Annotated in this window: 17 protein-coding genes and 1 tRNA gene; 10 read left to right on the plus strand and 8 right to left on the minus strand. The window is 65.5% G+C overall.

Translation table 11 applies throughout. From position 1 onward, the window contains the following. Window positions 1-52 precede the first annotated feature (52 nt). Window positions 53-2,389 carry a TonB-dependent receptor gene (locus tag AC56KL_RS03380; RefSeq protein ID WP_497178723.1) on the minus strand — a complete coding sequence of 779 codons (2,337 nt, stop codon included), beginning with the start codon at window positions 2,387-2,389 and terminating at the stop codon, window positions 53-55. A gap of 204 nt (window positions 2,390-2,593) precedes the next feature. On the opposite strand from AC56KL_RS03380, the gene AC56KL_RS03385 reads away from it, so the two are divergent. Beyond that, window positions 2,594-3,847, plus strand: coding sequence for a DUF2863 family protein (locus AC56KL_RS03385; protein ID WP_497178724.1), 1,254 nt, complete (start codon window positions 2,594-2,596; stop codon window positions 3,845-3,847). 112 nt (window positions 3,848-3,959) lie between these two features. After that, on the plus strand, window positions 3,960-4,697 hold the full coding sequence (locus tag AC56KL_RS03390) for a carboxylesterase family protein (RefSeq protein WP_497178725.1): 738 nt from the start codon (window positions 3,960-3,962) through the stop codon (window positions 4,695-4,697). 130 nt (window positions 4,698-4,827) lie between these two features. On the opposite strand, the gene AC56KL_RS03395 is transcribed toward AC56KL_RS03390, so the two are convergent. The 5 genes from AC56KL_RS03395 to AC56KL_RS03415 form a co-directional block, all read right to left on the minus strand. Further along, entirely contained in the window at window positions 4,828-5,988 is a 1,161-nt protein-coding gene (locus AC56KL_RS03395) for a serine hydrolase domain-containing protein (RefSeq protein WP_497178726.1), read from the minus strand. A gap of 11 nt (window positions 5,989-5,999) precedes the next feature. After that, window positions 6,000-6,470 carry a CYTH domain-containing protein gene (locus tag AC56KL_RS03400; protein ID WP_497178727.1) on the minus strand — a complete coding sequence of 157 codons (471 nt, stop codon included), beginning with the start codon at window positions 6,468-6,470 and terminating at the stop codon, window positions 6,000-6,002. 10 nt (window positions 6,471-6,480) lie between these two features. Next, complete coding sequence (locus AC56KL_RS03405; protein WP_497178728.1) at window positions 6,481-7,602, minus strand: M14 family metallopeptidase; 1,122 nt, start codon at window positions 7,600-7,602, stop codon at window positions 6,481-6,483. A gap of 65 nt (window positions 7,603-7,667) precedes the next feature. Then, complete coding sequence (locus tag AC56KL_RS03410; protein WP_497178729.1) at window positions 7,668-8,039, minus strand: hypothetical protein; 372 nt, start codon at window positions 8,037-8,039, stop codon at window positions 7,668-7,670. A gap of 197 nt (window positions 8,040-8,236) precedes the next feature. Further along, window positions 8,237-8,548 (minus strand): KGG domain-containing protein, encoded by a 312-nt coding sequence (locus tag AC56KL_RS03415; protein ID WP_497178730.1) that lies wholly within the window; start codon window positions 8,546-8,548, stop codon window positions 8,237-8,239. Between the two features lie 349 nt (window positions 8,549-8,897). Between AC56KL_RS03415 and AC56KL_RS03420 the strand changes: the two genes are divergently transcribed. From AC56KL_RS03420 to AC56KL_RS03450, 7 genes are all read left to right on the plus strand, one after another. Continuing rightward, window positions 8,898-9,575: a hypothetical protein gene (locus AC56KL_RS03420; protein ID WP_497178731.1), complete on the plus strand. Its 678-nt coding sequence runs from the start codon at window positions 8,898-8,900 to the stop codon at window positions 9,573-9,575. After that, a complete protein-coding gene (locus tag AC56KL_RS03425; protein ID WP_497178732.1) occupies window positions 9,572-9,892 on the plus strand; it encodes a hypothetical protein in 321 nt (106 codons plus the stop codon). The genes AC56KL_RS03420 and AC56KL_RS03425 overlap by 4 nt, the downstream gene beginning before the upstream one ends. Before the next feature lie 246 nt (window positions 9,893-10,138). After that, window positions 10,139-11,137: a glycosyltransferase family 2 protein gene (locus tag AC56KL_RS03430; protein WP_497178733.1), complete on the plus strand. Its 999-nt coding sequence runs from the start codon at window positions 10,139-10,141 to the stop codon at window positions 11,135-11,137. Window positions 11,138-11,144: 7 nt separating this feature from the next. Beyond that, window positions 11,145-12,581, plus strand: coding sequence for a glycosyltransferase (locus tag AC56KL_RS03435; RefSeq protein WP_497178734.1), 1,437 nt, complete (start codon window positions 11,145-11,147; stop codon window positions 12,579-12,581). Further along, window positions 12,578-13,141 (plus strand): D-glycero-alpha-D-manno-heptose-1,7-bisphosphate 7-phosphatase, encoded by a 564-nt coding sequence (locus AC56KL_RS03440; protein ID WP_497178735.1) that lies wholly within the window; start codon window positions 12,578-12,580, stop codon window positions 13,139-13,141. Before AC56KL_RS03435 ends, AC56KL_RS03440 begins: the two co-directional genes overlap by 4 nt. A gap of 157 nt (window positions 13,142-13,298) precedes the next feature. Then, a tRNA-Pro gene (locus AC56KL_RS03445) sits at window positions 13,299-13,375 on the plus strand. A gap of 161 nt (window positions 13,376-13,536) precedes the next feature. Then, window positions 13,537-14,073 (plus strand): GNAT family N-acetyltransferase, encoded by a 537-nt coding sequence (locus AC56KL_RS03450; RefSeq protein WP_497178736.1) that lies wholly within the window; start codon window positions 13,537-13,539, stop codon window positions 14,071-14,073. Between the two features lie 74 nt (window positions 14,074-14,147). Here the strand turns inward: AC56KL_RS03450 and AC56KL_RS03455 are convergent, their stop codons facing one another. Next, a complete protein-coding gene (locus tag AC56KL_RS03455; protein ID WP_497178737.1) occupies window positions 14,148-16,043 on the minus strand; it encodes an MFS transporter in 1,896 nt (631 codons plus the stop codon). Window positions 16,044-16,328: 285 nt separating this feature from the next. Between AC56KL_RS03455 and AC56KL_RS03460 the strand changes: the two genes are divergently transcribed. After that, entirely contained in the window at window positions 16,329-16,511 is a 183-nt protein-coding gene (locus tag AC56KL_RS03460; RefSeq protein WP_497178738.1) for a hypothetical protein, read from the plus strand. Window positions 16,512-16,613: 102 nt separating this feature from the next. Here the strand turns inward: AC56KL_RS03460 and AC56KL_RS03465 are convergent, their stop codons facing one another. Beyond that, window positions 16,614-17,933: a homoserine dehydrogenase gene (locus tag AC56KL_RS03465; RefSeq protein ID WP_497178739.1), complete on the minus strand. Its 1,320-nt coding sequence runs from the start codon at window positions 17,931-17,933 to the stop codon at window positions 16,614-16,616. Window positions 17,934-17,963: the final 30 nt, after the last annotated feature.

Genomic DNA, 17,963 nt, shown 5'->3' on the forward strand with positions numbered 1-17,963 from the left:
GATCATATCAGGAGGGCGAATCCGGTTTCCCGGCGGGGGTGGTAGGCGGTGATCAGAACTTGAGGTTGGCCATCAGGCTGGCCGACCGGCCCGCTCCCACGCCGGCATAGTGCGGCGAGGAGACGCGGTCGAAGTACAGCTTGTCCGTCAGGTTCTGGATGTTCAGCTGGAAGGACACGTTCGGGCTGTAGGTGTAGGTCGCCATCGCATCGAAGCGGGTGTAGCTCGGCGAGTACTTGGTGTTGTTCACGTTGGCGAACTGGCGGTCCACGAAGTTGGCGCCGCCGCCAATCGTCATGGCCTTGTTCACCGCGTAGGTGGTCCACAGCGAGGCGCTGTGCTTCGGCGTGGTCGGGAAAGCGTTGCCGTTGAACGGCGACGGGATCCAGCGCGGCGCGGCCGTCGTGCCGGCGTTCGCGTTGACGAAGCCATTGTCGGCGATGACGCCGTCGAGGTAGGTGTAGCCGCCGAACACGGTCCAGGCGTTGGTGATGCGGCCCGACAGGCCGAACTCGACGCCCTTGAGTTCCTTGCGGCCCACGTTCTGGGTGCTGCCGTCCGGCGCGGTGACGCGGGCGTTGTCCATGTCGCTCCTGAAGACGGCGGCGCTCACCGACAGGCGGCCGCCCGGCAGCACTTCCCACTTGGTGCCCAGCTCGATGCTGCGGCTCTTTTGCGGCTGCAGGTTCTGCACCTGGACGCTCAGGGCATCGAGGCCGTCGCCGCCGTCGTTGCCCGGCGGCGTGGCCGAGGTCGCCCACGATACGTAGATGCTGCCGTTCGCCTTCGGCTTGTAGACGAGGCCGGCCTGGTAGGTATCGAAATTCGTATCCACCCGGGCGCGTGTGCTGGTTGCCGGCGTGTCGAGCGTGCTGCGGAAATCGTCCCAGCGCGCACCGATGTTGAGCAGCCATTGGGGGGTGAATTCGATGGTGTCGAAGCCGTACACGGCGCGGGTGCTGGTCTCGACCGTGGTCAGGGTGGGCGACGTGGTACGGGTGTAGACCCACGGGTCGTAGGGATTCGGGTTAACCAGCGTGGTGCAGTTGTACAGAGTCTCCGCGCCGGACGTCGGGCATGTGAACGACTTGGTCAGCGGATTGTTGGTGCCCGGTGTGAACACGAAAGCGCCGCGCTGGGTGTCCTCGCGCGAGAATTCGACGCCGACGTTGAAGCTGTGCTTGACGCCGGCGGTAGCGAAGTTGCCGGTCAGGCTAGTGCTGTTGGCGAGCGTACGGGTGTCGACGTCGCGGGTGTTCGCACGGCGCCACACGGTGCCGTAGCGGACGGTGTTGCCCTTCGAGTCATCCGGCTGGGTGTAGATGTAGTCCTGGCCGGTCTTGCCCCAGCGGGTCACGTTGCGCAGGACCAGGTTCGGACTGAACTCGTGGCGCAGGTCGACGGTGGCGACATCGGTCTCGGTATCGCGGAAATCGCGGTTCTTCAGGCCGTAGAAGGCTTCGCGATCGATGGTGAACGGCGTGCCGCCGCCATTCCTCGCGACGTCGGGGCCGCTGGTGACCGGGTTGTTGAACGGGATGCCGGTGTCCGGGATCTCGCTGCTCTCCATATGGTAGTAGCTCAGGGTCGCACGGGTCGGGCCGTTCAGGCCGAAGGTGACGGTGGGTGCGATACCCCAGCGCTCGCCGCCGACGATGTCGCGGCCGGCAATGTCGTTGGCATGCACCATCGTGTTCAGGCGGAAGGCGGTGTTCTCGCCGACGACGCGGTTGATGTCGGCGGTGACGCGCGAATACTTGTCGGTACCCAGGCCGACAGTGGCGTTGCTGAAGTTAGTGTCGCGCGCGGTCTTGGTGACGATGTTGATGCCGCCGCCGGCCGAGGAACGGCCGCCCAGCGCCGAGTTCGGGCCCTTGACCACTTCGACCTGCTCGATCGCGAAGATCTCGCGCGACTGCGAGCCGGAATCGCGTACGCCGTCGATATAGGTATCGGTCTGGGCGTTGTAGCCGCGGATGAACAGGTTGTCGCCCACCGGGTTGCCGCCTTCGGAGGCGCCGATGGTAATGCCCGGCACGGTACGCAGCGCGTCGGTCAGCGACACGGCGCCGGTCTGCGAGATGGTTTCCGAGGTCACCACGGTGACCGATTTCGGGGTGTCCAGCAGCGGCGCCGTGAACTTGTCGGAGCTCGCCTTGACGGGCCCCTGCACGGCGCGGTCGGCGCCGCCCGTGACCAGCACCTTCGGCAGCGGCGCGTCTGCCGCCAGCTCCGGCGCGGCCTCGACGCCGCCGGCGTGCACCGACAGCGGCATGGCCAGCGTCGCCAGCACCGCCAGCGCGGGAGCCGACATGACGGGAGCGGAAGGACGGGAGTGTTTCTTGCTCTTGATGAAGCTGCTGCTTGCCTGCGAAGGGATGGTGGTCATTTTATTCTTGGTCAGAAGGCCGGAGCCGTTGAAAGTTAATGAGAACGATTCGCATTATCCTTTCTATTTACATTCTTGGCAAGCGGTTCTTTCCCGCTGAAGCAGGCCTCGTGTTCGTGGCATGTGGCCGAATCAACTACAATACCGGGGTTTGGGTTTATCATGACCTTGACCACTATTTGAAAAAGAGAGACCCCTAGCGCCATGCGTCGTCCTTCCAAAGATTCAACCCCTAAACTTTCCGTCGAAAGCCAGCGTCTCGTCAGCATCGCGCAAGCCATCATGCAGGCCGCCAGCCGTGTCGAGGAACGGACCTGGGAGCACCAACTGGACACGCAACTGCAGAAGCTGCTCAAGACCAACCACCAGGACAGCATCGACGCCGCATTGAACGCCCTGTTCAAGGACGATCTCGCTTCGTACGACGTGCTGATGGACGCGGTCGAGGCCGTGAGCGAATCGGCCACCATGGTCGAGCAGCAAGATGGCGGCGACGTCACCTGGCAAGCCCTGCTGGTGGCCGCGCCGGTGCTCGCCTGGACCCGCTTCTCCATCGCTTCGGGCAATATTCCACCAGAGATGCTGTCCACGCTCCAGGCCCACTTCTCCGCCCACCTGCTGGCCGAAGGCACCCGTATCTGCATGGCGCCCTCGCTGTATTCGATCGACCAGCTGCCGCGCTCCCATGCCGAGACCTATGCGCTGACGCACAAGCTGGCCGCGAGCGCGCACAAGGGCGGCACGGTCAAGCCGGCCGCGCGGGTGGACGAGACCGCGCCCTTCCTGGCCGACACCCGCTACCTGCTGGTGGCGGTCGTCGCGCCGCAAGGCGCGCCGATGTTCCGCTGGCAGGAGCCGCAGCACCACATCGGCTTCGCCGAAGAACGCAACCGCGCGCTGGAGCAGTGGCGCGCCCAGGGCACGGCCAACATCGCACGCCTGCTGCCGGGCTGCGGCGTGGAACTGCTGCTGCCGGAAGCGTATTACGTAGCCTGCCGCGAAGCCGACAAGCTGATCCGCCCGATCTCGATCCGCGCCGCCGTCCACTACCTGACCCACACGCTGGGCGTGGAGCCCTCGGACCTGCGCGCCGTGATCGCCGGCTTCGGCGAAGAGTCGGCCGACATCCTGATCGACGAATACCGGGTCTCGTTCACGATGCGCCAGGACAGCGACGTCATGTACGGCATCGTCTGGCCGCTGTACGGCCAGGAAGACGAGAACGGCACGCCGATGGAAGGTCCATTCGCGGCCGGCCCTGCCCCGCTGACGCCGATCAACGAGATCGTCGCCCACCTGAACGAGGCCGGCATCGCCCATATCAAGCGCATCAACGAGCGCTACCCCGCCGAATACTGCGACGACTGCGGCGGCCCGCTGTTCGCCGACCCGACGGGCGAACTGGTGCATGCCGAGATGCCGGACGACGCGCCGGCCGGGACCGAGCACTTCCACTGACCGGCCGCTGGCCCGGTTCGCAGGGTGGCCGGTTTTCCGTCCACCCTGCGGCCCCATGCTACAGTTGTGTGTCCTGCTCAGCAGCCCCCACCGTCGCCTGGAGTAGTATCCGATGCCCCGTCTTGCCCTGCGCCTCGCCCTCGTTACCGTCGCCCTCTACAGCGCCAGCCTCGCGCTTGCCGCTCCCGCCCCTGCCACTCCGGCCGCGAAGTCCCCGCAGCAGCCCGGCAGCAGCACCATCAAAGGAAAGATCAACTACCTCACGTTCCTGCCGAAGACGTATTCGAGCAAGGGCGACAAGGTGCCCTTGATCGTGTTCCTGCACGGCTCGGGCGAGCGCGGCGCCGACCTGAACAAGGTCAAGGCCTGGGGCCCGCCCGCCATCGTCGACAAGGATCCGGACTTCCCCTTCATGGTGGTTTCTCCCCAGGTGGCGGACGGCGAATGGTGGGATTCCTACCGTCTCAAGTCGATGCTCGACGACATTCTGAAACGCTACAACGTCGACCCGAAACGCGTGTACCTCACCGGCATCAGCATGGGCGGCTACGGCGCCTGGGATTTCGCTTCGCGCTATCCGGAATACTTCGCCGCGGTGGCCCCGATCTGCGGCGGCGGCATCCCGCGCCTGACCAGGGCGCTCAAGGACGTGCCGGTGTGGGCCTTCCACGGCCTGAAGGACGACGCGGTGCCGGAATCGGAATCGGCGCGCATGGTCGAGGCGCTCAAGGCGGAGGGTGGGAACGTGAAGTACACGGTGCTGCCGGAAGCAGGCCACATCGAAGCCTGGGTGCATGCCTACGGCGAGGCCGGGCTGTTCGACTGGTTCGCGCAGCAGCGCAAACAGTAGATGTTGTAGGGTGGTCGGCTTTGCCGACCGCGCGTCCAGATCGCCTATGAATTGATGGTCGGCTGTTCATCTGATTGTTGAACGCGCGGTCGGCCGAGCCGACCACCCTACGGGTCTCTGGCATCTACGCTCAGCGCGGCAGGCTGGCGATGACCCTGATGGCGAAGTCGGCCACGTTGCCGGCATGCCAGCGCCACACGATCACGAGATCGTGGTCGGGCGACACGAGGACGGTATTGCTGCCGGCGCCCAGCGCCGCATAGGCGTTGGTGGGCAGGCCCGGCAGGTTCTTGCCCTTGGTATTGAGCCACCACAGGTAGCCATAGTCCGGTCCGTGCGCGCTCGGACTCAGGGCCGCCCTGACGTATGACGCCGGCAGAATCTGCTTGCCGCGCCACTCGCCGCCGCGCAGCCACAGGTAGCCGAAGCGCGCCATGTCCCAGGAACTGATCCACATGCCGCCGCCCCAGCGCGTGCCCCCGCTGACCGACGGCGCCTGCTTGCCGTTCAGTTCCACATAGCTGTTATGGTAGGGAACCCACTTCCAGCTGTTCGAGGCCCCGATCGGATCCATCACCTGCTGCTGGAACACGTCCGGCACCGGCTGGCCGAACACCCGCAGCAGCGACAGCGCGAAGCGGTTGATGCGCACGTCGTTGTATTCGTAGAAGCTGCCCGGGGCCTGCAGGGTGCGTGGCTTGCGCTCGCCCGCTCCGAAGGCCGCCTTGCCGATGAAGTCGGCGTTCTTGCCCCACAGGCTGCCTTCCCACTCCGTTTCCTGCTGCAGGTGCTGCTTCCAGGTCACCTGGGCATTGCGCGGCGACGCATAGCCGCCGTCGTCGACACGCTTGCCCACGGCTTCGTCCACGGCGATGCGGCCGTCGCGCACGGCGACACCGGCCACGGTCGCCAGCATGCTTTTTGCTACCGAATAGGTCGGGTCCACGAACTGCGTGTCGCCGAATTCGGCCACCACGAAGCCCTTGTAGATCACCAGCCCGTTGGTGCGCGCGCGCGCGGTCGGCATCGAGCCCAGGCGCGTCCCGAACGTCGCTTCCTGGTCCGAGAAGTCCAGTGCGCGCGTGGTTTCGCGCGATTGCGCGAACTGCACCGCGGCGGCCAGGGCGGCGGCATTGATGCCGAGCTCGGCCGGGGACTTGCGGGCCCATTCGCCGGCAGGCGGGAAGTAGGCGCCTGGCGTGGCTGCCGCGGGTGTAACGGCGCCGGCAACTGCCGGCAGGAGCGCGCCCAGGCACAGTGCCAGCGCCTTGCGGCGTGAAACATACGTCATCGATTTATCCACTAAATGGTCCACTGCGAAAATGGCAAACGGATCAGGCTGGAGTTGTAGTAGCGCTTGTCGCCGGTAACTTCCTTGCCGATCCAGTCGGGCTGGTCGAACCCGGTGTCTTCCGATGGCAGCTCGATCTCGGCCACCACCAGGCCCGTGTTCTCGCCCAGGAATTCGTCGACTTCCCAGGTGAAGCCGGCGTAAGGGATGCGGCGCCGGTATTTTTCGACGAGGGGACGCTCGCACAGGCGGTCGAGCAATTCCTCGGCCTCGGCCAGGGGAATCGCATATTCCCACTCGCCGCGCGTGGCGCCGCTGCTCTTGCTCTTGATGGTAAGGACACCCTTGTCGCCTTCGATGCGCACGCGCACGGTGCGCACCGGGTCCGCGCACAGGTAGCCCTGGCGCAGCAGGACCGGCTTGCCGAGCCGGCGCCAGCCGTCGCCCGAGAGGAGGAACTTGCGCTCGATTTCGACGCCCATGCCGGACTCCTTAATCGAGCGACTGCAGGATCGGCTGCAGGATTGCCGCACCGAGCCCGGCGCTGCGCGCGCCGTTCCAGCCGGTGTGCTGGTCGGGCAGGTTGGCGTTGTCCTTGAACGGCATTTCCAGCGTCAGCGACAGGCACTTGAAGGTGTGACCAACGTATTTCGAGGCCAGCGTCAGCAGTTCTTCGTTGTACTTGCTGGCCGCGTAGCCGTGTTCGTTCTGGAAGTCCGGGCTGGCCGCCATGTACTGTTGCACGAAGGCGTTCTGGCGCGCCTGGCGTTCGGGCGTGAAGTCTTCCAGCATCTCGTTTCCGGCCACAAAGTTATACGGCAGCACTTCGTCGCCATGGATGTCGAAGAACATGTCGACGCCGGTTTCTGTGATCTTGTTCTTCACGCACAGCACTTCGGGGCTGCGCTCAAGAGACGGCGTCATCCATTCGCGATTGAGGTTGGCGCCGGCCGCATTGGTGCGCAGGTTGCCGCGTACCGAGCCGTCCGGGTTCATGTTCGGCACGATGTAGAACACGGCGCGGGCAAGCAGCTTGCGGGCCACCGGGTTGGCGCTGTCGAGCAGTGCATCCATCATGCCTTCGACGAACCACTCGGCCATGGTCTCGCCCGGATGCTGGCGCGCGATCACCCAGATCTTCTTTTCCGCCTGCGGATTGCCGATCACGACCAGGTTCATGTCGCGCCCGTCCACCGTGGTGCCGATGTCGTGCACGCGCGCGATCGGGTTCTCGGCCACCTCGCCCAGCAGGCGCAGGTGGCGCTCCCAGGTATAGGGCTCGAAGTAGGCGTAGTAGATGCTGTCGAGTTCGGGCGTGTGATTGACCGTCATCACTTGCCCGTCGAAAGTGGTAGGCACGCGGAACCAGTTCTCGGTGTCGTAGCTGGCCGCCACCTGGTAGTCCTCGAAACCCTTCGGGTAGGTGGCCTGGCCGGCGTTCAGGAAGCGGATGCTGCAGGCTTGCCCGCGCGCGCCCTGCAGGCGGAAGTGGAACCATTGGTGGATGTCGGCGTGCGAATCCGCGCGCAGCTTCAGGTCGATCGCCTTCGGGCCGTCGGCGCGTACGACCTCGATGGCGCCGGAATCGAAGGCCTGGCTGATTTTGATGGGCATGGAGAATCCTCTTAGGTCGGTTCACGGGCAGCGCGTCGTCGCGCCGGCGGCGCAGCTGCACTACCTTACTGCGCGTCGAGGTCGATCAGGTCCTTGGTGTACATCACCATGATCTGGCGCATCAGTTCCACGTTGCTGCGATCCAGCACGACGGTCAGGTCTTCCCTGCTGTTCAGGACGAAGGTCATGCGCAGTGCGCCGCGCGTCTCCTTGCATTGCACGTACTCGGCGCGCGGGGTATAGGGATTGTCCCAGTCCTGCTGCGTGATCGCCGGAGGCGCCGGCGGCGGCGCCAGTTGCGGGTCACGGTTGACCGGCAGGTGCTTGAGCAGCCAGAACACGATGCTGGCCGGTACGTGGATGCACACGTCGCTGGCGCCCTGGTTGGAGAACTTGACCAGCAACAGGTTGCCGACCCGGTCGCAGGACATGGACATGCTCTTGACTTGACGAATGACCGCTGGTTTCACGACGATATTCCTAGGGAAAAGGTTGAAAAAGGCGCAGCGATTCTACCGCATCCCACCGTCGCTTTGTGTGGTATCCGTGGCGGCATCGACAAAACGGGGAGCTTGCGCTCCCCGTGTTCGTCGTGCCTGCACGTTCCTGCCGGGCAGGAACGCAGCGTCCGGCCTTACTGCTTCGAGCCGCGCCCGCCACCCTGCGAGCTGCGGCCGCCCTTGCTCGAGGCGGCGCGCGACGGGCCGCCCGAACCGGCACTGGCCGACTGGCGGTTGCCGTGGCTCATGCTACCTGCACGGCGGGCTTCTTCCGAAGTGAACTCGTGGGCAGTGCCCTTGGCGTGGGCGGCCTTGCCGCCCTGGCTGGCGATTTCACGCTGGCGGGCGGGATCCATCGATGCGAAACCGCGATTACGGGTACCGCTGCTCTGGCTGCTGCCACCCTGGTTGCCGCCTTGCTTGCTACCTTGATTTCCTGAGGCCATGATCATGTTCTCCCTTGTACGCTTATGAACCGCCGCGTCCTGCGGCAGGCTGTTACCCTCGCTATCGACGCCGATGAGTGAGTGGCAAATCATCTTAGGTAGCACTGATGAATGCCGGTATAGGACGCTTTCAGATGACTTTGTAGGACTTCACGCGACAGAAAATGCGCTGGTGAAAATGTACTTCCAGTAGACAACAAACCCTTCAGTAAGCGTCCTACACGAACCCCCTACGTCTTCCTATACTGTGCAGAGGGATGGGCGCGCATGATGGCACTATCAGGCGACGCCCGCCCGGGCTGGAACAGAGGCCGCGCGGGACGCCGCCGACACATCGAAAGGAGTCGACATGGACGCGAACCAACGCAGTGAATTCAACAACCAGACGAATAACGGCGCCAATGAAAAATGGACGCCCGGCTCCAAGGGCAATACCAAATCGGGCCCGCTGGACCATACCTATCCGCAAGGGCCCGGGCAGGACGAGGTGATCCGCGGCGAAAACGCGATGCAGGGCGGGCAAGACCCTTCGCACATGGGCCGGCAGGAAGCCGCCGCCGAGGACGGCGGCCGCGCCGGCCATGAAACGACCCTGCCGGGCGCTATCCCGGTGGACTTGCCGGGCGGCTCGATGCAGAGCCAGCAGACCGGCGGTTCGGGACCGCAGCAAGGCATCACCGACAGCCACCAGCGCCAGATGGAACAGCGCTCCGGCGCCTGGGGCCTGCTGGAACAGCCGGTCGGCCACCGCGACAAGGCTTCCGGCACCGACCTGCTCGCCCACCCGGCCAACCAGCAGGGCCACAGCCGCGACGCGCACGCGATGAACCCGCACGACCCGGCGCAACCGGAACTGCAGGGCGGCTCGCTGGGACGCCACCATGGGGTGTCGCCGGGAACCTACCAGCCGCAGGACTCAAGCGCCCAGTTGGGCCACGGCAACCAGCAGAGCGCGGCCGCCCAGGGCGAAGGCACCGGCATGGCGGTCGGCCCGCACCCGAAGAACCAGCAAAGGAGGGAATCATGAGCGACCAGACGAACCGGAACCAGCAGGGCAGCACGGACCGCAGCGGCTCGCAGACGGGCCCGGGCGGGCGCGATGCCGGCAGCCAGGACGTGCACCAGTCGAACGACCTGGCCGGCGGCCTGCCGCGCAGCCCGGGCAACAGCGGGCCACGCAACGATGACGCGGGCTGGAAGCCGGGCCAGAGCGTCCAGGCCGACACCAATCCGGTGCACCAGTCGAACGACGTGGCCGGCGGCCTGCCGAAGAGTCCGGCTGGCGCGAACCGCCTGGCCGGCGACCGCAAGATGGACGACGACACGGGCTTCTCGCGCAAGTAGGCCGGGTACATCGCGATCCGAGGGCGGCTGCGGCCGCCCTTTTTCTTTGCTTGCCGGACTGCATCCGGGCCGATCATTGATCCCCGTCCAAGCCGCCTGCGCCTGACGGAACCCGTCCGTTCCCGTGCCACTCCAACCGTACGCGACACGCTTTGTCGTCCGCGTCAGACCCTGGCAATGCTGGCGGCGACGGGTGTTGACAATGGGTAGCGATAAACGTGGCTGAAGCAGATGCGGAGACGAGACATGCCTGCAACGACGGATAAGGTGAGAATCGCGGTGTCGGTAGTGGTGCCGGCCTATGGCCGCATGGACCTGCTCGACCGCTGCCTGGACGCCCTGATGCGCCAGGGCTTCGACCCGCAGCACTACGAAATCATCGTCGTCGACGACGAGCCCAACCATAATACCCTGCACCTGGTCGCCGGCTGGCGCACCCGCACGCTCGAGCGCGGGCCGCGCCTGTCCTACGTCGCCAACCCGGGGCCGGTGGGCCCGGCATCGAGCCGCAACCGCGGCTGGCGCGCCGCGCGCGCGCCCATCGTCGCCTTCACTACCGACGACGCCGTGCCCGATCCTGGCTGGCTGGCCGAAGGCATGGCCGCCTTTCGCCCCGACGCCGAGGTCGTCTGCGGCCGCGTCCAGACCCCGGTGCCGGCCCGCCCCACCGAGCAGCAGCGCAGCGCGCACGGGCACGCGGAAGCCGACTTCACCAGCGCCAGCTGCTTCTTCCGCAAATCCGTGCTCGACATGCTCGAAGGCTTCGACGAACGCTTCAGCGTACCGCGCGGCAGCGACGCCGACATGTATTTCAGGCTGCTGGAACACGGCGTCGCCATCGTGCGCGCGCCGCGCGCCCTGGTCGTCCATCCGCTGCGCCCTGCGCCCTGGGGCGCTAGCCTGCTGCAGATCCGCCACGCCGTGTACGACGCCCTGCTGTACAAGAAGCACCCGGCCCTGTACCGCCAGAAGGTCGAACCGCGCCCGCGTTGGAACCACCATGCCATCGTCGGGGTGCTGCTGCTGGCGGTGGCGGGCCTGCTGGCCGGCCTGCCGGTGCTGGCCGGCCTGGCCTTCGCGGCCTGGCTGCTGCTCACCGGGCGCCTGTGTGCGCACCGGCTGCGCGGCGTCACGCACACCCCCGGGCACGTGGCCGAGATCGTCGTCACCTCGGCCTTGCTGCCGCCGCTGACGGTGTTCTGGCGCCTGGCCGGCGCGGTGCGCTACCGTGTCCGTTTCGCTTAAGGCCGCCATGCGCGAACAGACCCTGCCGCTGTGGCGCCAAGGCGCCCGCTACCGCATCGCGATCATCAGCATCCATGCCTCGCCATTGGTGGCGACCGACGGCGGCCCGAGCCGGGGCGCCCATGTGGCCAACCTGGCGCGTGAGCTGGCGCGCACCGGTCACCTGGTGGACGTATTCACGCGCCGCGATGCGCCTGACCGGCGGCTGGTCACGAACTGGCCCCATCATCTCCGCGTCATCCATGTCCCGGCCGGCCCGCCGCGCGACGTTCCCATGGAGCAGATGCTGCCCTGCGTCGACGACTTTGCGCGTTTCGTCACCCGCTTCGCGCGGCGCCAGCCGGCCCCCTACGACATCGTGCACGCCAGTTTATTCATGTCGGGCATGGTCGCCCGGCACTTGAAGACCGCCCTCGGGCTACCCTTCGTCATCGCTCTTCCTGCGCCGGGAAAGGTCCGGCGGCCAGCGCAGCGCGCTGACGACAGCTTCGACACCGTGCGTACGCACATCGAAACGACATTGCTGCGCGCGGCTGACCGCATCATCGCCACATGCCCTCAAGACCGGCAAGACCTGGCAAGCCTGGTTGGCATGCCCTCCTCGCACATTGCGGTGGCGCCGGGCGGTTTCTCGCCAGACGAGCTGTGGCCCGTGCCGATGCGCGAAGCGCGCGCCCGCCTGGGCCTCGATGCGGATCGCTTCATCGTGCTCCAGCTCGGACGGATGGCCCCGCGTAAAGGCGTGGATACGGTGATCCAGGGTGTCGCCATGTTGCGCCACCATCATGGGGTCGATGCGCAACTCCTGGTGGTGGGCGGCGATGCGGACGAAGGGTATGCCGGCGCAGGCAAGCCGGGTGACGGCCTCGAGACAAGGCGCCTGCGCAGCGTGGCGGCCGACCTGGGCATGGGTACGCACGTCCGCTTCACCGGCCCGCAGCCGCGCGCCATCCTGCGCGACTACTACAGCGCCGCCAATGTATTTGCCAGCATGCCGTGGTACCAATCCTTCGGCATGACACCGGTGGAAGCAATGGCGTGCGCGCGTCCGGTCATCGGTTCCGAGGTGGGCGGCATCAGGAGCACGGTCAACGACAGGGTGACCGGCTTCCTGATTCCCTCGCGCGACCCGGCGGCGCTGGCCGACCGGCTGGCGCGCCTGCACCGTCATCCCGAACTGGCGCAGGCAATGGGCGAAGCCGGACGCCGCCGCGCCTGCGAGCACCACACCTGGCGCCGGGTCGCCGCCCAGCTGAGCGCCACCTACGCCCAGGTGCTGGAATGCGGCAAGGCAGGTGCGACAGCCTTCGGCACGGCCGCCCCTGGCGACAGAGCAAGGCCAGGAAGCGCCCCCAGCCTGGCGCAAGAGCACATGAGCACGACGGTGGAGCACGATTTGTCCGTGCACGGTGCTGCCGGGCATACCGTCGGGAGCAGGACATGAAGGCGATCTTCTTCGACAAGGACGGCACCCTGGTGGATGACCTCCCCTACAACGTCGAGCCGCGCCGGATTCACCTGGTGAGCGGCGCCGGCGCCGCCCTGCGATTGCTGGCGCGGCTCGACTACCGCTTCTTCGTCATCAGCAACCAGTCCGGCATCGCGCATGGCTGCTTCGGCGAGGAAGCGATGGGGCCGGTGGCTGACCGCCTGGCCGACCTGCTGTTCCGCGAGAACCTGGCGCTGGACGGCTTCTACTACTGCCCGCACCATCCGCTGGGCACAGTCGGGGCCTACGCCATGGTCTGCGCCTGCCGCAAGCCCGCGCCGGGCATGCTGATCAAGGCGGCACACGAGCACGACATCAACCTGCGCGAGTCCTGGATGATCGGCGACATCCTGCACGACATCGAGGCCGGCAACCGTGCCGGCTGCCGCACCATCCTGATCGACAACGGCAACGAAACCGAATGGCGGCTCGGCCAGCGCCGCGTGCCCACCCGCATGGCGCCCGACCTGTATGCAGCGGCCGTGCTGATCGCCGCGCATGGAGACGCGCGGTGAATGCGCAGCAGGCATTCTCCTGCCAGCCGTTGCGGCGCATCCGCGTATTCACAAGATCCCGATGCGCGCCTTATGCGCGGAAGCAAAAGATGCAGGCACGAACGTATTACAAAAACTCAAGTATTTCGGCGAGCTCTGATATAATTTCGGAGTTCGTCGGGGCGTAGCGCAGCCTGGTAGCGTACCTGCATGGGGTGCAGGGGGTCGGAGGTTCGAATCCTCTCGCCCCGACCAACAAATCAACGAACGAGGCCAACCATCGGTTGGCCTTTTCGTTTTGCGGTCCCCATTCCTACCGTTCCTGCGCGTCGACGCCTGCATTTAACCCCGAGGTGGTCGTCGCCAACTGGAGTTGAACGGGTAAGCATCGATCCTCACCGTAAAGGACTGACGCCATGCTGTGTTCCGACGACTTCCTGTTCCGCCCGCTGGTGCCCGGCGATGGAGCGGCCCTTTTCGATGCCGTGCGCGAAACGATGCCGACCTTGGCGACATGGATGCCATGGGCTCACGAGCAATATTCCGCGGCCGATGCGGACGGGTGGATCGATCATTGCCAGCATGATTGGATAACCCGCGATAGCTTTGAGTTTGGTATCTTCGACCGGGAAACCAGTGCACTCGTCGGCGCCTGTGGTCTCAACCAGTTCAACCGCTTGGATAACTACTGCAATCTCGGGTATTGGGTACGCCAATCCTGCCAACGGCGTGGTGCGGCGACGCAGGCGGTACAGGCGCTCTCGCATTTCGGGTTCGACGGGTTAAAGCTCGGCCGTATTGAAATCGTCGTAGGCGTCGGCAATGACGCCAGCCTGGGCGTCGCACGAAAAGCGGGTGCGATCGACGAAGGTGTCGTGCGGAACAGGCTGAAAGTGGGTGAACGCCAGCTTGATGCGCATGTGCTGGCGCTGGTACGTCCGTCAGGACAATAACACCCGCTCCCGGTCGATAAAGGTCATCGCAAGCACCTTGGGAGCGACCTGGTGCGCACACTTGCGCCGTCTCCTTATTTCCAGTCGCCCCGCAAGGCCAGCACCTGCTCCTGCAGATACTCCGGCGAGGCCGCCTCCGGCGCCACCGGCTGGCCCACGGCCAGCGCCAGCTTCGAGCGGATCCCGCGCGCGAACGAGCGCCCGAACAGGTTCGACGGGTCGCGCGTGAACACGCTGCCCCACAGGCCGCGCAGCGCCATCGGGATCACCGGCACCTTGCTGCGCTCGACGATCTTGGCGATGCCGCTGCGGAACTCGTTGATCTCGCCGGTGTGGGTCAGCTTACCCTCCGGGAAGATGCAGACCAGCTCGCCCTGGTGCAGCGCCTCCGCGATGTCGACGAAGGCGCGCTCCATCATGAAAGGATCGTCCTTGGCCGGCGCGATCGGGATCGCCTTGGCCGCGCGGAAGATCCAGCGCAGGAATGGCGTGCGGAAGATGCGGTGATCCATCACGAAGCGGATCGGGCGCGGGCTGGCGGCGCCGATCACGAGGGCGTCGACATAGCTCACGTGGTTGCAGACCAGTACCGCCGGGCCCTCCGCCGGAATACGGTCGGCATCGATGGTGCGCACGCGGTAGCCGGTGTGGATCAGCATCCAGGCCAGGAAACGCATCAGGAATTCCGGCACCAGCGAAAAGATATACACGGCCACGCAGGCGTTCAGCAGGGCCGTTATCAGGAACAGTTCGGGAATCGTGAAGCCCTGCCCCAGCAGCACGATTGCCAGGCCGGCCGCCGCTACCATGAACAGCGCGTTCAGGATGTTCATGCCGGCAATGGTGCGCGAGACGTGCCGGGGGTCGCAGCGGGTCTGGATCAGGGCGAACAGCGGCACGATGAACAGGCCGCCGAACACGCCGATCAGGACCAGGTCGAGCATGATGCGCGATGCGCCCGGCTGGCCGAGCAGCGTGACCGCGTCCACCATGGCCGCGCCGTTGGCCCCTGCATAGGCCACGCTCGCGAAATACAGGTCGATGCCGAACACCGACAGCCCGATCGCGCCGAAGGGTACCAGGCCGATCTCGACCTTGTGGCCGGAGAGCTTTTCGCACAGCAGCGAACCGGCGCCGATCCCGAGCGAGAACACGGTCAGGAGCAGCATGATCACGCTGTGGTCGCCGTGCAGGTAATCCTTTGCATACAGGGGGAACTGCGACAGCACCAGGGCGCCATAGAACCAGAACCAGGAGTTGCCCAGCATTGACAGGAACACGGTGCGGTTCTGGCGCGAGAAATTCAGGTTGCGGATCGATTCGGCAAACGGGTTGCGGCTGATTCTCAGGTCCGGCACCGGCGCCGGCGACGGCGGAATGCGCCAGCTCGCCGCCAGGCCCAGCAATGCGAACAGCAGCGTGCCGCCGGCGACCAGCTCGATGCCCCAGGGCTTGACGCCGACCAGCAGCGTGCCCGCCACCTCGCCCAGCAGGATGCCGACGAAGGTGCCCATCTCGATGACGCCATTGCCGCCCACGAGTTCTTCGGACTTCAGGTGCTGCGGCAGGTAGGCGTACTTGACCGGGCCGAACAGGGTCGAGTGCAGGCCCATGCCGACCACGGCCGCAATCAAGACCCACAGCGTGTGGGTCAGCCAGCCGATGCCGGCCACCAGCATGATGGCGATTTCCAGCAGCTTGACGAACCTGGCCATGCGTCCCTTGTCGAACTTGTCGGCGATCTGGCCGGCGGTGGCCGAGAACAGCACGAAGGGCAGGATGAACAGGCCGGCGACCAGGTTGTTCATCAGTCCCGGGTCGGCATCGGTCCAGTTGGCCGTATCGAAGGTGAGGGCGACCAGCAGTGCGGTCTTGAACAGGTTGTCGTTGAAGGCCCCGAAGAACTGGGTCCAGAAAAACGGGCCGAAACGGCGCTGTGTCAGCAGGGAAAACTGGCTCGGTTGGCTCATGCGGGAGGCTCGGGTTGGATCAGGTTGGACTGACGTCACGGAAAATCGTAATCTACAACAATGGCTGGGCCCCCACCAAGGTTCTTGCCCTCTCACATCATTGCGTCGCTGATACTAAACCGGAAAGTCTCGGCTGGCGATACCGGATGGGTAAAAAGCATAGACCGCGAATCGGTTCAAGCGGCGTGCGGCGTCAAGCCCCCGCATTGATAAACTTGATTGAAACGTCTCAAGCGAGCCTGCAAGGGGAAGAATTGCGCAGCGCAGCGCAGGTAGAATCCGCGGATGACTTCTTCCGACTTCCTCCTCCGCTACGCCAGCGTGACAACCGCGCTGTTCGACCACATCGAACACGACATGCTGGTCCTGTCTTCCGCCTTCATCGACGATGACGACGCTTCCTCACCAGGCTGGCAGGATGCGCTGCCGCCTCCTGCCTTGCAGCCGCTTGACACGCCACTGAGCTGAGCCGTCCGGCTTGCTGCCGCAGGCGCACGAAAAAAATGATTCGAATATGCGGGACATGCCGCAAGATTCGAATCATGTCGTGTGCGTCGGCGGGCAGCCGGGTCAAGCCAGGGTTTCGAGACGGATGCGCGTCACCTTGCCGATCACCGCCGGCAGTGTTTCGATCTTCCCGATCGCCGCATTGATGTTCTTCTCGCGGGTCTGGTGAGTGAGCAGGATGATGTCCAGGTTGACCTGGTCACCGGGTTCCTTCTGCAGCACCGCGTCGATCGAGATGCCGGCGTCGGCCAGGATGCGGGTCAGGTCGGCCATCACGCCCAGCTGGTCCTTCACGTAGACGCGCAGGTAGTAGCTGGTGGTGATCTCGTCCATCGGCACGATGGCCACGTCCGTCATCTCGTTCGGCTGGAAGGCCAGGTGCGGCACGCGGCAATACGGGTCGACGGTGGCCAGCCGGGTCACGTCGACCAGGTCGGCAATGACGGCCGAGGCAGTCGGTTCCGAACCCGCGCCCCTGCCGTAGTACAGCGAGGCGCCGACCGCGTCGGCCTGCACCAGCACCGCGTTCATGGCGCCCTCCACGTTGGCGATCAGGCGCGCCGCTGGAATCAGCGTCGGGTGGACGCGCAGCTCGATGCCTTCCTTGCCGTCGGTCCGGGTACGGCGCGTAATGCCCAGCAGCTTGATGCGGTAGCCGAGCTGTTCGGCATAGCGGATGTCGCGCGCCTGCAGCTGGCTGATGCCTTCGATATAGGCCTTGTCGAACTGCACCGGGATGCCGAAGGCGATCGCCGACATGATGGTGAGCTTGTGCGCCGCATCCACGCCTTCGATGTCGAAAGTCGGGTCGGCCTCGGCATAGCCGAGCTCTTGCGCTTGCTTCAGCACGGTGCCGAAGTCCAGGCCCTTTTCTCGCATTTCCGACAGGATGAAATTGGTGGTGCCATTGATGATGCCGGCCACCGAGTCGATGCGGTTCGCGGTCAGGCCCTCGCGCAGCGCCTTGATGATCGGCACGCCGCCGGCCACGGCCGCCTCGAATGCCACCGTCACGCCCTTTTCCTGGGCGGCGGCGAAGATCTCGTTGCCGTGCAGCGCCAGCAGCGCCTTGTTGGCCGTCACCACGTGCTTGCCGTTGGCGATTGCTTGCAGCACCAGGCTGCGCGGCAGTTCGTAACCCCCGATCAGTTCCACGACGATGTCGATGCTTGGGTCGTTCACGACCGCGAAAGGGTCACCCACCACTTCCACATCGGCGCCGACGATCCCACGCGCCTTGTCCAGGTTACGCGCCGCCACCATCGTAATCTCGATACCGCGGCCGGCGCGGCGGCGGATGTCCTCCTGGTTGCGTCGAAGAACGTTGAAGGTGCCGGCGCCGACGGTGCCGATCCCCAGGAGGCCTACTTTGATGGGTTTCATGATCTCGATCTCGTTATATGTCGACCTGGG

This window comes from Telluria sp. ZB4P34 (genome assembly GCF_059686055.1).

Excerpts from the sequence above, each read along its gene's own strand:
- AC56KL_RS03430 (WP_497178733.1), top strand. The coding sequence starts at position 10,139 with ATGCCTGCAACGACGGATAAGGTGAGAATCGCGGTGTCGGTAGTGGTG.
- AC56KL_RS03440 (WP_497178735.1), top strand. The coding sequence starts at position 12,578 with ATGAAGGCGATCTTCTTCGACAAGGACGGCACCCTGGTGGATGACCTC.
- AC56KL_RS03460 (WP_497178738.1), top strand. The coding sequence starts at position 16,329 with ATGACTTCTTCCGACTTCCTCCTCCGCTACGCCAGCGTGACAACCGCG.
- AC56KL_RS03395 (WP_497178726.1), bottom strand. The coding sequence starts at position 5,988 with ATGACGTATGTTTCACGCCGCAAGGCGCTGGCACTGTGCCTGGGCGCG.
- AC56KL_RS03450 (WP_497178736.1), top strand. The coding sequence starts at position 13,537 with ATGCTGTGTTCCGACGACTTCCTGTTCCGCCCGCTGGTGCCCGGCGAT.
- AC56KL_RS03425 (WP_497178732.1), top strand. The coding sequence starts at position 9,572 with ATGAGCGACCAGACGAACCGGAACCAGCAGGGCAGCACGGACCGCAGC.
- AC56KL_RS03390 (WP_497178725.1), top strand. The coding sequence starts at position 3,960 with ATGCCCCGTCTTGCCCTGCGCCTCGCCCTCGTTACCGTCGCCCTCTAC.
- AC56KL_RS03420 (WP_497178731.1), top strand. The coding sequence starts at position 8,898 with ATGGACGCGAACCAACGCAGTGAATTCAACAACCAGACGAATAACGGC.
- AC56KL_RS03385 (WP_497178724.1), top strand. The coding sequence starts at position 2,594 with ATGCGTCGTCCTTCCAAAGATTCAACCCCTAAACTTTCCGTCGAAAGC.
- AC56KL_RS03415 (WP_497178730.1), bottom strand. The coding sequence starts at position 8,548 with ATGGCCTCAGGAAATCAAGGTAGCAAGCAAGGCGGCAACCAGGGTGGC.
- AC56KL_RS03405 (WP_497178728.1), bottom strand. The coding sequence starts at position 7,602 with ATGCCCATCAAAATCAGCCAGGCCTTCGATTCCGGCGCCATCGAGGTC.
- AC56KL_RS03380 (WP_497178723.1), bottom strand. The coding sequence starts at position 2,389 with ATGACCACCATCCCTTCGCAGGCAAGCAGCAGCTTCATCAAGAGCAAG.
- AC56KL_RS03435 (WP_497178734.1), top strand. The coding sequence starts at position 11,145 with ATGCGCGAACAGACCCTGCCGCTGTGGCGCCAAGGCGCCCGCTACCGC.
- AC56KL_RS03410 (WP_497178729.1), bottom strand. The coding sequence starts at position 8,039 with ATGTCCATGTCCTGCGACCGGGTCGGCAACCTGTTGCTGGTCAAGTTC.
- AC56KL_RS03400 (WP_497178727.1), bottom strand. The coding sequence starts at position 6,470 with ATGGGCGTCGAAATCGAGCGCAAGTTCCTCCTCTCGGGCGACGGCTGG.
- AC56KL_RS03455 (WP_497178737.1), bottom strand. The coding sequence starts at position 16,043 with ATGAGCCAACCGAGCCAGTTTTCCCTGCTGACACAGCGCCGTTTCGGC.
- AC56KL_RS03465 (WP_497178739.1), bottom strand. The coding sequence starts at position 17,933 with ATGAAACCCATCAAAGTAGGCCTCCTGGGGATCGGCACCGTCGGCGCC.